Below are 14959 nucleotides of genomic sequence, written 5' to 3'. Positions count from 1 at the left end.
TCTTAAACTGATCGGTATTAAGCGCCCCAGGCGACGCCGGTCAGAATCGCAATCGATTCAACGTGGCGCGGACCGAAGTCATGCTTGGAGATAACTCGGATCAGTGTCTGGTCACGCTGGAAGGCGCTGATAACGTTGCCCTCACTATCCTTGTAGGTCGCCTCCTTGGAGTAGTCGATCATCAGTTCTTCGTCTTCGCCGATGAAGCAGTCACCGAAGTCAACGAAGTAGATTTCCGATGCGTTGGCACCGACGCCAAGGTTGTTCGGGATCTGAGTTGTGAGACCAACCGGATAGCCTTTCAGTAACTTCTGAGCCATTTCCGGATAGACCTTGTTGCCATTGCCGTCACGCAGGCCTTCGAGAAAGCGGAACGTACGCGGAGACATTAGCCAGCCTGGCTCTGTCATATTCGCGTCAACGCCCTCCAATGCCAGGATCAGCTTGTTCAGGTCGGTTTCGATCTTCTGAAGCGTGGCACCATCCGAAGCGGCAATCTTATTACCCGCCAGAGCCCAGCTCAGCAGCCCCTTCGGAGTATTGCCGGTGCCGTCATCACGGATGAATGCCTTATCTTCGCGAGAGGCCAGCGCGCCGGTCAAGTCATTCACGACAATACGGTCGACGTTGGGATTGGCTCCAGAATATCCGAGCAGGTCATTGGAAATTGGAACCAACGCAGCCAGCTTTTTTGCTGACAACTTGAGGTCATCGAACTGTTGCTGCGTCGCCGGCACGTCGGAATCAGATCCGATATAACCGACTACCGCACCACCCTTCAGGCGAGGCATGGTGACGTTGCCGTTATTCAGAGGCAGAGCACGCGCGCCAAGGCGGCGAACGACAGCTTTCGGGCGCATCAGCTCGATGATTTCGCTCGACAGGTTGGTCGGCACCAGGATACCGCCGGCGCTCGAGGTCAGGGTATTGAGTGACATGGCGACTTCTTCACCAAAGCCTCGGTCAATTGCAATTTTTGCTGCCATTTGCGTGTTGCCTTGTGCGGCTGCCAGCGCGCGGACCATACGGGCCACCTTGGCGCCCGGCACTTCGGGAATGCGCGGAGTTGCATGAGCAGAGGTTGCAGGAGGCGCATTCGGCTGGTTGGCTTCGGTACCGGTTTTGTCCACCGGTACTGCGGCCATTGCTGCCAGACGCTCTGCCGCAATGGCACGGTCGATCTGTGCTGTCAGGTCAGCAAATTGAGCCTGCAGATCGGTGAACTGCTGGGTCTGCTCAGCGGAGAGCTGGCCACCGTCAGATTCGATCTTGGCCAGTGCTTGAACGGCGGTATTAATCTTTGCGCGTTCGCTGCGGAGTTCGTTAATTGTTGGCATGTAATGCTCCTAAAAGTAAAAAACCGCCCGAAGGCGGCCGGTTGCTTATTCCGCGAACGCGGTCAAAGTTGGTTCTGGATTGCCATCGCTTGAGCTCGAGCAGCAATCTTCGTTGGTTTGGGATTGCGCTCTGCGCGGCGCTGCTGCACCTCGGCTGCGATCCGGTTGACGGCCATTTGCGGCGTTTCGATGCGGTCAGCCAATTGCAGGTCAATACCTTTCTGCCCGAAATAGACGTTTGCTTCGGTGGCGCGCACAGCATCGGCGGTCAATCCTCGATATAGCGCCACGGCGCCGACAAACTGCTCGTAGTAGCCCTGCACCATGTCGTTCAGGAATTGCAGCGACTGGTCAGAAAGAGGCTCATGCGGCGTCAAATCGTTCTTGTGCGCACCGGCGTAGACGGTCGTTACCTTTACGCCCTGCTGCTCGTTTCGCTTCGATATGTCCATATGCTTGGCGATCACACCGATCGAGCCAACACCTGACGTCCGGCTCACTGAAATATCGGTGGCCGCCGATGCCAACAGATAGCCGGCCGAGAATGCACTGAAATTCACGATTGCGGTGATAGGTTTGATTGCACGCGCAGCATGAATGTCGTCAGCCAGTTCGAATGCGCCGTTGGTGCTGCCACCAGGGCTATCAATGTCCAGAACAATATGCTCGACGGCCGGATCGGAGAGTGCCGTGTTCAACTGACTGCGCAACTGTTCGTAGCTCGTCATTGTTTCGCACATGTTCAACTGCGTGCTACGGCTCACCAGAACGCCATGAACCGGAATCACAGCCACACCAGTATCCGCGATGGCCTGCCGGCGCTGATCGTCCCCTCGCGCAGCTTGCGCAGATGGATAGTCATCGTCTTCCATCATCTTCGCGCCTGTAGCACTAACGCTGAGGTTCAGGATATTCAGACTCAGCTGTTGATTTGCCCAATGCGCCGCCTGGTCGAGCATCGCGTCAGTGACCATCAACGGCTGGTTGAAGATCATCCCGGCAATCCGGAAAAAGTTTTTCATTGCACTATCCCTTCGATTTCAGCAATCTGTTCGGCCGTGGGCTTCACAGATGTTGGCGGCATCGCCGCATTGATCATATTCAACGGTTGCAGATATACGTCTCCGCCGGCGATGGGTGGAAGGTTTTCAAGGCGTCGGATGTCATTGACGGACAGCCATCCCCACTGCCGAGCAACCGCGTATGCAGCGAAACGCGATGACTGATCCCCGCGCAGCAGGCCTGAAACGTTAAATTCGATGTAATACTCGGCCCGCTCGGATGGCAGCAGGAAATCACGCATCATTGCCTGCTCGTGCCGCTTGATCCATGGCAGGAGCGTATAGATGACAAATTGGATAGCCTGGTGCTCGATGTTGGAAAACGTTGCCTTGTCGAGCTCACCAATCATGTGTGGCGGCACCTTGTAGATGCGCGCAATCTCCAGCGAGGTCAGCTTCAACGCTGCGATCAGGTCCGCGTCGACGTTTGTCATCGACAGCGGCTTGAAGGTCATGCCCTCCTGCAGCAGGGCGACTTTCTTGGCATTTTCGCTACCGCCATACTTCCTTTGCCACTCGTCCACCAGCTTATCGATAGCAGACTGGTCCTTAATCGGCGAGCTTTCACGCGGGCGTTCGATCACGCCAGACAGCGCGGTGCCGTTCAGGAACGACTTGCCGGCGTACTGCCTAATTGCTTGAGCATGCCCAATTGCATTCGCATGCAGAACAATTGGCGACAAGCCAAAATAGCTGTTCAGGCTTATCCAGCGTACGTGGTGCACCATGCGCTGTGGTATCGGCTCTGCACCATTAATGCGGTAATACGGCTTTCGGTCATTGCCGCGCAAGACCTGCACCGGATCCGTTACCGGGTACAGCGCCGTGACGGTGCCGTCCGGATCTCGATCGATCAAACTGATGGCATTGCCGCGCAGGCCCGCCGCAATCTGACCTTGCTCCCGGTATTCGAATGGGGTTTGCCATTCATTCGGCTCCCAAGCGAGTACGCGATACAGCGGGTGCTCACGCGCCACTGCTCGCTGGCCATCACCTGTGCGTTGATACAGTTCAAGCGGGAGCTGCGCGATGCTCTCGGCCAGCAAAGTGACACAGTTTTGCAGCGCGGTCAGCGCCAGCGCGGTGTCAGGCGTAACGATCTGTCCAGCCTCCGAACGCGCTCCGCCTATACCGGAGAGCCATCCACCGCTACCAGGCGTGGACTGACTGCCAAAGAGCTGACTAAAAAACATCGGTTACCCCTTGCGACCAGCGCGCGCGACGGCGTACGACCAGCCAAGGAGGCCGGCGCCAAGCGTTATCAGCCCTGCTGGAAAGTAGACCATGCCAGCACCGACCGACAACAGCAGCAAGCCGACCACGCCTGCAATAAAAGTTGCCCAGTCCAGTTTTGTCATATACCTACACCTTGGTCGTAAATTGATCCGCCGGTATCGCTGGCCATGGCGCGTCCGACGCCCATGATTAGCGACACTGCTCCGTCGATTTTGTTGTCATTTCCCTGCTTCACCGGCCGGACAATATCGTCGCTGCCGGGCAGATTCTTCCCAATCACGTTGCCGATACACCAGGTCATGATCGGGTTGCCGTCATGGTGGAAGCGGCCAGACATGATCGCCGCCTCGACCTCCTTCATCGGATCGCTCATGTTGGTGTAGTTCTGAGTCACCGTGACCGGGTTCAGACCTTCATCGTCCAGTTCGTGAGCCAGCGCAGCCGCACCGGTAGGGTCCAATGGGCACGACTGCACCGGTGTGAGCCGGTTAGCCTCGAGCGCTTCAGCCTTTACCTCTCGGTAATCAATCTCAGCGCCATCGATTTCGGTCAAGTGTCCCGAGTTCACCCAGGCCTGGTATCGCTCAGCCATCCGCTTGTTGTCGGAATTTTTGACCGTGTCTTCTGGCACCCAGAATCGCGGAGCCACGCTGTAGTAATGTTTTTTCCCCTCGATTTCACGCCAGAAAAGGCGAGCCATCGCGGTCAAATCCAGCTTTTTCGACAAGTCGAAGGCTAGAACGCATTCCTGCCCTTCGAACTGCTCGAGCGTGAGCGTCTTGTCTTCACACGCATGCCAGCGCTCGATGTTGAAATAGCCTGCTTTCGCTGACGTCCAGACGTTCAAATGCTTGGTTTTGAACGTATTGGTAAATCGCGCGCTGCGTATAGCCCGCTGCTGCTGGCTTTCCAAATAGTCCTGGAACACCGAAACACCGATATTGGGGTTGGCTTTCGCCAAAACCTTTGGATCCGTCCAATCGTCACCTTCGTCGATGGTGAAAATCACACCAAACAGTTCATCGTCGGGGACAGTGCCCTCAAGCATTTCGATGACCTGTCGCCGCTTGTCGTAGCAAGGCCCTTCAATGTTCGCACCGGCGGTCGTGATAATGAACATTAGTGCCTGCCGGCGCGCACCCATACCGGTAAGCATAGTTTCGTAGAGCACCGCAGTGTCATGCTCGTGATACTCGTCGACGATCGCGCAGGATGGCGACGCACCGTCACCTGGGTTTCCGATTAGCGGCTCGAACCGACTGCCGTCTTCCGGCTTGTTCATGTTCTGTGCATTAACCTCGATGCCAGCAGCCTCGATCAACATCGGGGACCGCTTGACCATCAGGCGCGCTGGCCGGAACACCTCCCAAGCTTGCTTCTCGGTGGTTGCGCCCGCATAGACTTCGGCGCCGAACTCATCGTCCAGAATGAACATCGAGATTCCAACGCCGGCGGCGATGACACTTTTGCCGTTCTTCCGGGGGACTTCCCAATAACTTTCGCGGAAACGGCGAAGCCCATCCTTTTTCCGCTTCCAGCCGAACGTACACGCAAGGCCGAACTTCTGCCAAGGCTCAAGCGTGACTAGCTGCCTCTTGAAAGCCCACTCGCCCTTGGTATGGGGCATGAGCTCGATCAGCTTCAGCTTGCGCTCTGCCGCCGCAGGATCGAATCGGTACTTAAATCCCTTCGACCGGCTGGCCGCCATGTCGTCGAAGTGGCGCTGACATGCCAGCTTGGTATAGCGGCACGCCGGAACCTTCCCGGCTATGACGTCACGTGCCCACTTCAGCCCAGCATCTACGCGCGGGTACAGCTCTTTGCGCTTAGTCATTGAGAAGTGCTGCGAATGGGTTGTCCGACTTCGTCTTGCCGCCGCCCATCAGTCGTGTCCGGCTGGACGGATCCAGACCGAGCAACGCACCAAACGTGGCCAGCTGCCGCGACGCTTCATTGAAAACCGTTGCCGCCGGATTCTTGACCGGCCCGCCCTGAGCACCGGAGACCACAAGACCGTTACGTGCCATGTCCACCGCGGCGTTGCGAAAGTTCGCGTACGCCAGGCAGAACACCTCGACGTTGTGCAAGTCCGTCATCTGCAGGACCTTCTGCTTGCAGAGCAGCGGAACGACTCGCTCCCACATCTCCCGGGCCAAACCATCGATCCATTCGGGCGGATCGATGTTGGTTACCGCCCCAAAATTGGGCTCTTCCTTGTTTAGCGCCCGCTTGCCGGGGTTACCTGCTGCCACCTTCCGCGACGTCGGCTTGGGTTTGCGGCCGGAGCGCCCGGCGACACCAGGCATGTTGAACTCCTATCTCTGTTGCAGCCAAGCACCACCCCAGCGGGAGGCCCGCCGGCCAAACTTTAAATTTTATTTTTCGCGGGTACAAAAATTCGATGAGGCGGACGGTATTAGTCTGAAAAGCCCTAGATTTCAGATACCCCCTACCCCGTGACCGCTCGCCGACCGAACCCGCCGTCCTCGGTCGCCGTCTTGATGTCATGGTGTGTCTTGCAAAGCGCCTGCCAGTTGCAGCTATCCCAGAACAAAGCCCGAGCTGCAGCAATGCGCACTGGGTCACCACTATCAAGCGCCTGCTTGAGACGGTGAGGCTTGATGTGATCAACCACTGTCGCTGCTACCGCTCGCCCGTCTCGCGTGCAATGAACACAGAGAGGATGCGACACCAGGTAACCAGCTCGAGCCTTCGTCCAAGCGCTGGTGTATCCACGCTCGTAAGCGGTACCGCGAGCCTTTACGTCGGCCTGCTGCTTATCCTTCCGATGCCTGTCACAGTGACCTGGCGCCTCAATCAAGGCACCGCAACCGGGCTGCCTGCAGATACTCTTCGATCTCCGCGCCATATATAGTGTGTCGCCGCCCACGCCGGTGAACGACCGCGATGCACTGCGGGAGGAGTCCCAGCCTTCGATATGTCAACGACTGCGGCCGTTACCAATCCCGCCACTAGTGCCGCAACGGCGGGGCACGCGTGAACTTTCAAAATAAAAAGACCCGCAGACCGAATGGAGTGCGGGCGGAAAACCAACCTCTCGGCTGGCAGAGACATTCGTTGGTAGTGCTAGCGGAAGCGCTTACTCAGTTGCATCTCGATGAGATCCCATCCGAGCTGACGTCGAATCTCTTTCAAAGGTGGCTGCGGCTTACGTAGTTGACGTTGCTGATGCGTCGCTTGGTCACGTACTACGTTCTTCGCTGGCTCAGACATATCGGCTCCAGAAAGCAAAAGCCCCGCAAACGAGTGCTTGCGGGGCTTAGTGACAGTAATCCTGTGTATCAGAATCTGCACTTTACCGCACAGTTTTGTGCAGCGTCAAATTATCACGAACACGTTACGCTTCGGCGTATCCGCACATGCTGCCAAGGTATTCATCGATCTTTGTCCTAGCAGTCTTGTCATGGTCAACTAGAGCCGCATCAATCTTGGCCTTCATGTCATACGCGGTACGTCGCGCCACCTTAAGTCGATCAGCGGCTTGTCCGATAGATAGGCGATCAGCACCCTTCTTAGGCTCAAAGTAGTTTCGAATGATTGCATGGCGCATTTGGCGATGAGTAAAACCGCTCAATGCAACGAGCGCCACAGCCTCATCGAGAAGAAGGATTGCGTTGCGGTACTCGTCCAAGATGGTTGAGCCACTACAGCAAATCTTTTTGCATTGGCATTCTGTGAAGCGCCTGGAGTATCTACCCACAATGCATGCCTGCTGGATTGGGGTCAAGCGACGAACATTTGAGAGGATTAGTCCAACTTGCGCTGCTCCGTCCAATGAAACCAAGCCACGGCCGCTGCCGACAATGCCAGTCTTCATCATCTTTGCGGTCGGCGATATTGCATATTGCTCGTCTGAAAAGCGGAAGGCAAAGGTCAATGCCTCGTTGTGGCTTTTAAATAGTGCGTCGGTCATTGTGTCCACCCTGTATGAAGCCTGTCTGGAAGCGTGGCTTATTCTATTGCTGCTTCACATGCATATTGAGGCACGAGTGTCACGCGTAGAATGTGGCGAGATCTTCCCGGACCTGCCGTGCGTCCGCATTCTGGTCGTAGACGCCCACCAGCAAATTTGCGTGTAGCGCTGTCTTTTTCTCAAACGCATCAGAGCTCTTCTTCGTGCCAGTTACCTGGCCGGCGACCATGAAGATGGCAACTGTGCAGCCGTACCCGTCAATTATTTTCATCGCCCGCTCGAGTGCGTCGCGTAGCGGAACGACAGGTGATTTACACTCGCCTTTACGTGCCATTTGGTTTGTCGCGCCTGGTTATGCCGTTTGTACTGGAGCAGCGTTGATTTCGGCGATTAGGCGGTCGCGCGTCGTGTATCCACTTCGGTCGCCATAGTCATTGCTTGCCGAATGTCTAACGCCATCCTTGGTACGCACGGTGATATTTCCATAGTCATTTACGGTGACTTCTGCAATATGCTCGGCGGCCACATGGCAACCATCGCTCAATTGGATCATCATTTAATTTGCTCCTGACAAACCGAGCAGCTCGAGGTACCGACTGACGAACATTTGATATGCCGCTTCGTGGCCGACTGGCTCAATTTTTGTGGCAAGCGGCGATATGGTTTCCAGTCCTCGCCAAAGTTCACCGTCATCCGGCATCAGGTCCCGGCGTTCGGTCGCCAGCATGACCAAATCAGCGTGTTTGACTGCATCGGGCAGCGGGTTGCTTACATGGAATCGAGTGAACACAACCTCTTCCACGCGCTTCTCGATCGCTTTGAAATCAGGGAGCAGTTGCTTCAGTGGACGGGAGACATCGCCAGTGAAAGCCTCCGCCGCATCGTGCATCAGTGCGTCGTAGGCGTACTCCGGTGCAACTACGTAGCTGGTTAGGACGGAATGCTGAGCGACGGAGTAAAACTCCCGCGTGTGTCCGACAAAGCGGCATTGCTTGGACAAGCTGCGAGCTATGTCGTCGATGCTGAACTCATTCCGATGCGGATCTTCGAAGTTGAAGTAATGGCCAGACTGGATCTGGATGTCCGATTGTGCGCTTCGCTGCTGCATTACTTCATCCTCAGATAATCTTGAACGGTGCGAACGGCAGCATCCGAATCAGTACAAATCACAACCAGCCAGCCAGCATCAACCAACAACGCGATGTAGTCATCCTGCTTTTCGGATGTCTTTTCGCCCGGACGCTTAAACTCGATGGCCAGCCCGACGAATGGGCCATTCGGAAACGGGAGCATGATGTCTGGAACACCGGCCCTCAATCCTTCCGCAAGCATCCATGCCGCTTCTGCTCGGGTCCGCTTGCCGGCGTTCGGCACTGCAAACAACAGCTTGAGACGCCAGTCCGTCTTTTCAGCCAGCCTCACCCAACAGATGAACGTCGCCTGAATCTCGTGTTCTTTGGGTGGCGGCATGCAGTCGTGTCGCTTCATTGCCTAATCGCTTGAAGAACAGCTGCTACTGTCCGACGAGCTCGCAGAACTATCGCCACTGCCGCCGCTATAACCTGAGTCACAAGACGATCCGGATGACCCGCGATCCGACCTATCACTGCCCACAATGGAGCTGCAGATCGCATTGGAATGATCCGTTGTTCGAACTGGCGGCACGTAGACTGTGGATTGCAAAGTCGGCTGCATTAACATCGTAGAAGACAAAGAATCGTCGCCCAAGCTATTGCGTAATGAGGTCGAAGCAGAGACGGGAGCCGTTTGGAGGCGCGGAACCGGACGCGCTGGCGGCGATGGCGCCGGTGCTGGCGGCGTGTGGCTTACGGCAGGCCGCGCGGATTGCTTCTTATCCCGCCCTTCCCGCTTGCGCCCGCGAGCCGCAAACAGCTTTTTCAGTGCGGAAATCACGAACCGCTCACTGGGCTTTGTGATGTTGGCACCGGAATGCCAGCCAGTGTACGTAGTTCGTTCAGTTGCAGGCCGGTCATGTCGTGCATACGCACCAGCAGCGATGCTCCGATAGGCAGGCGACGGTGGCGGATCTTGCTGAGGACAGGCGGGGCAACCTCGAGCGTGCGCGACAGTGCTGCGTCGTTCTTCAGGTTAAGGCGCTCGATCAATCCATCGAGCAGGTTGTCAGGCGCGTATGTCGGGCTGCTCAGGTGGTCTTCGGTCAGTGGCTTTACGGTGGCTATGCTTTTTTGCATTTTTATGCTCCCTTGGTAGTGCAGCGATGCTGCGAGTTTCTACTTGAAAATGTCTTTCATCATGTCATCGAATACGCTTCGCAGCGGGCCATTACCAGCCGACTTCCCGATGTTCGCGAATGCCGCAGCGGCTTCTGCCTGGCGCATCTGCTGAACGAGTTGCAGAAGTTTTTGCGCATTGCGGGCATCAATTTCGCTAGGGCGCTTGAAGCCGTTGATCACGTCGTTGCAGCGTGTTTCGATGTTCTTGAGCTGTTGTGCGTCCATGTTTTCTGCCCTGTGCGTTTTTGCCTGTTGCCAATTATGCGGCCGGTCCAAAGTGGTTTTGAGGTGGTCCCGACTAGCCTGCGACGACGTCGCCGACCTTTCGCATTTCGTGGACGGTTGGCGCGGTCCTGGTCTTTTCGCTCCATGGCCCGTGACCAGCTTTCGCGAAAACGCGGTCACGGTAGTAGGCAAAGATTTCCTTTTCTGGCCCTGCTGGCTCCAGGTCAAGCTCCCTACCCTTCGCCTCAATACCGGCCTTGGACTCCCACCAAGGCTTTGCTTCGATCGCAGCAGTTGACCGCGCCGGTACCGGGTTTTGCATGCTGGCCAGCACGGTTGCGAGGTAATTCGGGTTGATCGGGCCAGATTCCTTCCCGGGCCGCATGCGAACCAGTTGAACGGCTTCCGTCAAGACCTGCAGGGTGACGCCCTTCGCGACCCACTCGAGCAAGGTCGGATGGACAGCGGTCACGCTTACGTGCAGCTTCCGCAAGGCCACTGCCATGACCACGGCCGGGTTGTTCGGTTTTTCGGGTTCTTCGCCTTCCGGCAGCGGCGCGGTTTTCCACCAATCCTCGGGCGCAACTACGGTTGAATCTACAACCGCACTGCTTGGGTTTTGTATTGAAGGTGATGGTGAAGGTGAAGGGCATTGCCCAAGCATTGCCTGAGCACTGCTTGGAGGACTGCCAGGAGGATTGCTTGGAGCAATGCTTGTAGCATTGCTTGGAGCATCGTCGTCGGAATCCTTAGGCATGTCCTTTTTCCATCTGGCGTCAGCGCCACGCTTAGCTTTGTGAGACGCCTTTTCCTTACTTTCTTTGGCATTGGCGATTTCGAACTCAATGCGGTCATGAGTCCATTTCCCATCAACCACAACGAAAAAGCGGCTAAGTGTTGGCTTCAATCGCTTCCACACTGCTGCAGACGACTTAGTTATGCTGGCCAGAACATCGTCGTCGTCAGGGGGTGAACCGTTCCTCCAGTAGTCCATAATGAGCAAAAGGTAAGCTCCGTGCTGCTCAGTTGTCAGGCGCGTTGTATCGGCCAAATAATCACCGATAAAAAGTGGCATCCAGACATCCGCTTTTTCCTTAATTTTCGACTTGGCCATTGCTGCAAAATCCCTGTGTGTTTTTTTTGATTCGGTGGCACGTTCAGTGCCTGATGATGCATGTGATGCATGCCGATGACGGCCGTACCCATCCTTCTCAAGGATGGGCAAATTCTCCAAACATCTGCTTGGCGGCTTTTTGGTGAGCGGCTGACGCAGCTTCCACGGTGTCGAAGTAGCCGAGGTGATAACGCTTTCCAAGGTGCTTTATGTACGCCTGATAGCGGCCGGCATTCTTATTGAAATGGACACCCTTCGCGCCGGATTTATTGTTCTTTTGAAGTCCACGATTCGCCATGTTCTGGGCGTTAGTGGCCAGTCGTAAGTTGTTGATGCGGTTATCCGCCTTTATGGTATTCCGATGGTCAATCTGGTCTTCGGGCCAAGCGCCATAATGCATTGCCCAAATAACGCGATGTACAAAGAACGTCCCAGTGCGACCTCTAATGCTAATTCGGACACGTATGTGGCCATGCGCGTCAGGACTCCCAGCTATCGTTCCAAAATGCTGCGATTCATAGACATGACGTGCCAAGTCAGATTGAAAGTGCCCCTCGGGACGGATACCCCATATCAACGCACCACTCTCAAAGTCAGGGACGAAACACTCAAATAGTTCTTTTATTGAAACGTCTCTTTCACCAATTACAGGTCGCATATCAAACCTTTATTTCTTAAAATCTGACGGCTTTCTTTTCTTGCATTGGAAAATACTTCGTCCACTAGATCTCGCGTGACACCTCGCCACATTTCTTGGACCCAGCCTCCGTCCAGATAGCAATGGCATTCATAACAGCCATAGCAGCCTTCTTCGTCTGGAGCCTTTAGACCCATGCCTTTGCCGTCCACTAAAGAATTGGAATGACACCAGACAGTTGTATCTGTGCGATTCCTGCAGATACCAGGGAATCGCAAGGTGCAATTCTCATCTTTGGCACTCTGCCGGATTGGCGTGCTCTTCTGCGAACTCTTTCTGGATCGAAGCCGCTTAGTGCCCTGCTTCAGCCCTTCCTTATGCTCTTCCCGCTTCTTCGGCTGGAACGATGAGCGCTTCAGCGTCGAGGTACCGCGGCTCATCGGGGTCTTTCGCTTTAACGGAGTCTGCTTCATGCCGCGGCTTCCAACTCCTCGAAGGAAAACAGAGTAGGCATCATCGCATCCTGCTCAGCCGATTTGAGGTAGTGCACCTGGTCGAGGAAATACTGCGCATTCAACTCAGAGCCGCCGCCGGTGCGTCCGGCTTTGATGGCCATGTAAGGTACCGTGCCAAGACCGCAGAATGGGTCATAGACGAATTCGTCGGGGTTCGAGTACCGTTCAATCAGACGGGCAACTAAATCCTGCTGCAGCGGGCATACATGCTGTTCGACGTTCCGCTTCGCCTGCTGGCCATTCAAGGTAAGCATTCGGTTGATGTCATGCCATACGCCGTCATTGGTGCTTCCCGGCGCCAGAGACATGAATGTCGAAGGCAGCGCACCGCGTACGTCAAGCTCCTCGCCGATCCGAACGTGAAATTCGTAGTCGTATATGTTCTGCATGGAATACTCGGTGAAGACCTTGGCGAGCTTGTCCGGTCCGTAGCTGGCCATCTCCTCGGCTGTCAGAAGACGATTGCCGCTCGAGCGCCAGAATGCGTGTGCGTCGACCTGCCAGCGTGCCCTGGTGTACTCTGCCTTGTCTTTTTTGACGGGAACGTCGGCATAGCCACGGGTGCGGTCAGATTGCGGCTTGCGGAACAGGAGGACGTACTCCGGAGAGCCAACTCCCATCTTCGTGCCGTCTTTGCACTGCTCCGACCAGCCAAGACGGTAGGTCTGATTGTTTTCCCGTACGACGTCCGTGACGACCGTAATCATCCCCATGTAGTCGAAGCCATGCTTCCTGGCATGAAAGATGGCTTCAGCGTGGAACGGGCTGACCGTAGGTGCGCCGGCGCCAGTCACATTGCCAAACAGGATCCGGTCCTTCACGTGGCAGCAGTACATGCGACCAGGTTTAAGGATGCGAAGCAGCTCCGGGGTCAGGAAGTCCATCTGCTTCCAGAAGTGATCGTTATTCTCAGTGTGGCCGAAGTCGTTGTAGCTCGGGGTGTATTCGTAGTGATTCGCAAATGGAATGGAAGTGACAATCAGGTCGACGTGGTTCTCGGGTTGCATACGAGCCTCGAGCACACAGTCATTGTTTGCCACCGTGAACTTCTCACCCTTTACCTCGAGGCGTTCCACGCCGATGGTCCGCGACAAGACATCAGACATGCTGAGGTCGCTCAGGCCATGCTCTTTGATAATTTCGGTCATATTTGCCACCATGTGATCGTGCTGATGCCACTTCTCCTGCAGTGCGCGCAGTATCTCGCGTTCAGCCTCTGAATAAATAATGTGGATTTCGCAACGGTTTGTTTGCAGAAACCGGTGAATCCGGTGGATCGCCTGGATGAAGTCGTTGAACTTGTACCCAATGCCCAAGAAGATGGCCTTATTGCAGTGGCGCTGGAAATTGCAGCCAGATCCGGCAATCACAGGCTTCGCTGAGAGGTACTGGAACTTGCCGTCGCTGAAATCAACGATGCACTGCTCCCGCTCGTCCAAATCCTGAGAGCCGTAGACACTGACCGCTGCCGGCAAGGCCTGTGCGATCGCGTGACGCTCGGCCTCGAGATCGTGCCAAATGATGTAATGGCTTTTTGGGTCGGCGCCGATGATTTCCTGCATCTTGGCGATCCGCCTCGGCAAGCTGTCTCGTTTTTCGGCGCTCGCCGCCTGCAAACCGATAGCGGCATCCTTCATGAGGTACTGCCGGCCATCGCGGTCGGTGCCAGCAGTCGCGTGATCGGTGTCGACCTCGTGATAGATGACGTCCAGCGGCGGCAGGTCATATCCCTTATCGGAGAAGCCGAGGTCTGACGGCCGTTGGAGGAAGATTGCCCAGGAGTTCAGCCAAAGCCAGAATTCGTGCTCTTTATGTGGGTAGAGCGTCAGGTTGTTCGCCTGAGTGCTATCACGCTTGAAGAAGCGGGTAAGCGCCTGGCCAGTGTCCATGATTCCAAGAAAGCCGGCATAGTGAATCAGCTCCTTGTACCGGTTCGGGCTCGGGGTAGCAGTCGCAACGAACTTGTATTGCACCTTATTGAAAAGAGGCAAGAACTCCTGATATGTCTTGCTGCCGAAACTGCGCAAAATGCTGGCCTCGTCCAGACTGACAACGGTGAACAGGTTCGGGTCCAGTTTGCCGTCACGGATCGATTCATAGTTGGTCAGGTAAAAGCCGCTGTCGCCCTCTTCCATCTCCTCCGGTGTCCGGATGAACTTGAAATCGATGCCAAGCTTTGCGCCATCGCGCTTGAACTCTTGACGCACGCCGAGAGGCAGGACGATCAGCGCCAGACCGCCGGCATGCTTCTTGACCAGACGAATGATTTCGCACTGCTGGACCGTCTTACCCAAGCCGAAGCTCTCGAACAGCGCGCGGTTGCCGCCCTTGACCGCCCATTTCACACATGCCCGCTGGTGCGGCAGCAGCATCGGATGGATTTCGTTGTCGTCGATGTCAAATCCGCTGAACGGGGCAAGCCGGATTTTCTCCTGAAGGAACTGCAGGTATGTGTCGATTACGTTCTCTGTTGTCATTTCTAGGCTTCTCCGGCCGTTTTTTGCTTTGTGGCTTTTGGGGTGTTGATGCCGCGACGGGTGCAGATCAGGCAATAGTCCGTATCAGTGGACTGAAACTGGCCAGCGCTGCGCCGGCGGGCGCAACCGAGACACTTTCGAGAGGCATGGTTCAGAAAGAGCTGGTTG

At 55.7% G+C, this 14959-nt stretch carries 17 protein-coding genes and 1 pseudogene; all 18 read right to left on the bottom strand.

Going from position 1 to position 14959, the window contains the following annotated elements:
• Nucleotides 1-17: 17 nt before the first annotated feature.
• Nucleotides 18-1337 (bottom strand): phage major capsid protein, encoded by a 1320-nt coding sequence (locus tag ACFQUU_RS08740; RefSeq protein WP_382245609.1) that lies wholly within the window; start codon nucleotides 1335-1337, stop codon nucleotides 18-20.
• A gap of 62 nt (nucleotides 1338-1399) precedes the next feature.
• Nucleotides 1400-2359, bottom strand: coding sequence for a S49 family peptidase (locus ACFQUU_RS08735; protein ID WP_382245606.1), 960 nt, complete (start codon nucleotides 2357-2359; stop codon nucleotides 1400-1402).
• Nucleotides 2356-3591: a phage portal protein gene (locus tag ACFQUU_RS08730; RefSeq protein ID WP_382245603.1), complete on the bottom strand. Its 1236-nt coding sequence runs from the start codon at nucleotides 3589-3591 to the stop codon at nucleotides 2356-2358. The genes ACFQUU_RS08735 and ACFQUU_RS08730 overlap by 4 nt, the downstream gene beginning before the upstream one ends.
• Nucleotides 3592-3594: 3 nt before the next feature.
• Nucleotides 3595-3756, bottom strand: coding sequence for a hypothetical protein (locus tag ACFQUU_RS08725; RefSeq protein WP_199724753.1), 162 nt, complete (start codon nucleotides 3754-3756; stop codon nucleotides 3595-3597).
• On the bottom strand, nucleotides 3753-5468 hold the full coding sequence (locus ACFQUU_RS08720) for a terminase large subunit (protein WP_382245599.1): 1716 nt from the start codon (nucleotides 5466-5468) through the stop codon (nucleotides 3753-3755). The genes ACFQUU_RS08725 and ACFQUU_RS08720 overlap by 4 nt, the downstream gene beginning before the upstream one ends.
• Nucleotides 5461-5940, bottom strand: a complete 480-nt coding sequence (locus ACFQUU_RS08715) for a phage terminase small subunit P27 family (protein WP_382245596.1) — start codon at nucleotides 5938-5940, stop codon at nucleotides 5461-5463. The genes ACFQUU_RS08720 and ACFQUU_RS08715 overlap by 8 nt, the downstream gene beginning before the upstream one ends.
• Before the next feature lie 1052 nt (nucleotides 5941-6992).
• Nucleotides 6993-7568, bottom strand: a complete 576-nt coding sequence (locus ACFQUU_RS08710) for a hypothetical protein (protein ID WP_382245593.1) — start codon at nucleotides 7566-7568, stop codon at nucleotides 6993-6995.
• A gap of 79 nt (nucleotides 7569-7647) precedes the next feature.
• Nucleotides 7648-7839: a hypothetical protein gene (locus ACFQUU_RS08705; RefSeq protein ID WP_382245590.1), complete on the bottom strand. Its 192-nt coding sequence runs from the start codon at nucleotides 7837-7839 to the stop codon at nucleotides 7648-7650.
• Nucleotides 7840-7920: 81 nt separating this feature from the next.
• A complete protein-coding gene (locus ACFQUU_RS08700; RefSeq protein ID WP_382245587.1) occupies nucleotides 7921-8124 on the bottom strand; it encodes a hypothetical protein in 204 nt (67 codons plus the stop codon).
• Nucleotides 8125-8676, bottom strand: a complete 552-nt coding sequence (locus tag ACFQUU_RS08695) for a YfbR-like 5'-deoxynucleotidase (protein WP_382245584.1) — start codon at nucleotides 8674-8676, stop codon at nucleotides 8125-8127.
• Nucleotides 8676-9056, bottom strand: a complete 381-nt coding sequence (locus tag ACFQUU_RS08690; RefSeq protein ID WP_382245581.1) for a VRR-NUC domain-containing protein — start codon at nucleotides 9054-9056, stop codon at nucleotides 8676-8678. The genes ACFQUU_RS08695 and ACFQUU_RS08690 overlap by 1 nt, the downstream gene beginning before the upstream one ends.
• Before the next feature lie 422 nt (nucleotides 9057-9478).
• Nucleotides 9479-9781: a hypothetical protein gene (locus ACFQUU_RS08685; protein WP_382245578.1), complete on the bottom strand. Its 303-nt coding sequence runs from the start codon at nucleotides 9779-9781 to the stop codon at nucleotides 9479-9481.
• 39 nt (nucleotides 9782-9820) lie between these two features.
• Nucleotides 9821-10048: a hypothetical protein gene (locus tag ACFQUU_RS08680; protein ID WP_382245575.1), complete on the bottom strand. Its 228-nt coding sequence runs from the start codon at nucleotides 10046-10048 to the stop codon at nucleotides 9821-9823.
• Nucleotides 10049-10121: 73 nt separating this feature from the next.
• A complete protein-coding gene (locus ACFQUU_RS08675; protein WP_382245766.1) occupies nucleotides 10122-10805 on the bottom strand; it encodes a hypothetical protein in 684 nt (227 codons plus the stop codon).
• 84 nt (nucleotides 10806-10889) lie between these two features.
• Nucleotides 10890-11123 (bottom strand): annotated as a pseudogene (locus tag ACFQUU_RS08670) (YdaU family protein); the annotation flags it as partial.
• A 136-nt stretch (nucleotides 11124-11259) separates the two neighbouring features.
• The gene (locus ACFQUU_RS08665; RefSeq protein WP_382245572.1) at nucleotides 11260-11820 is read right to left on the bottom strand and encodes an HNH endonuclease; all 561 of its coding nucleotides are present in this window, start codon (nucleotides 11818-11820) and stop codon (nucleotides 11260-11262) included.
• The gene (locus tag ACFQUU_RS08660) at nucleotides 11808-12272 is read right to left on the bottom strand and encodes a nuclease domain-containing protein (RefSeq protein WP_382245569.1); all 465 of its coding nucleotides are present in this window, start codon (nucleotides 12270-12272) and stop codon (nucleotides 11808-11810) included. Before ACFQUU_RS08660 ends, ACFQUU_RS08665 begins: the two co-directional genes overlap by 13 nt.
• Nucleotides 12269-14866, bottom strand: coding sequence for a DNA methyltransferase (locus tag ACFQUU_RS08655; protein ID WP_382245566.1), 2598 nt, complete (start codon nucleotides 14864-14866; stop codon nucleotides 12269-12271). The genes ACFQUU_RS08660 and ACFQUU_RS08655 overlap by 4 nt, the downstream gene beginning before the upstream one ends.
• Nucleotides 14867-14959 lie beyond the last annotated feature (93 nt).

It is taken from the genome of Herbaspirillum sp. GCM10030257 (genome assembly GCF_042666555.1).
Taxonomy (GTDB): domain Bacteria; phylum Pseudomonadota; class Gammaproteobacteria; order Burkholderiales; family Burkholderiaceae_D; genus Noviherbaspirillum.
Note: the sequence above shows the minus strand (reverse complement) of the source record. Positions and strands in the feature narration are given on the sequence as shown.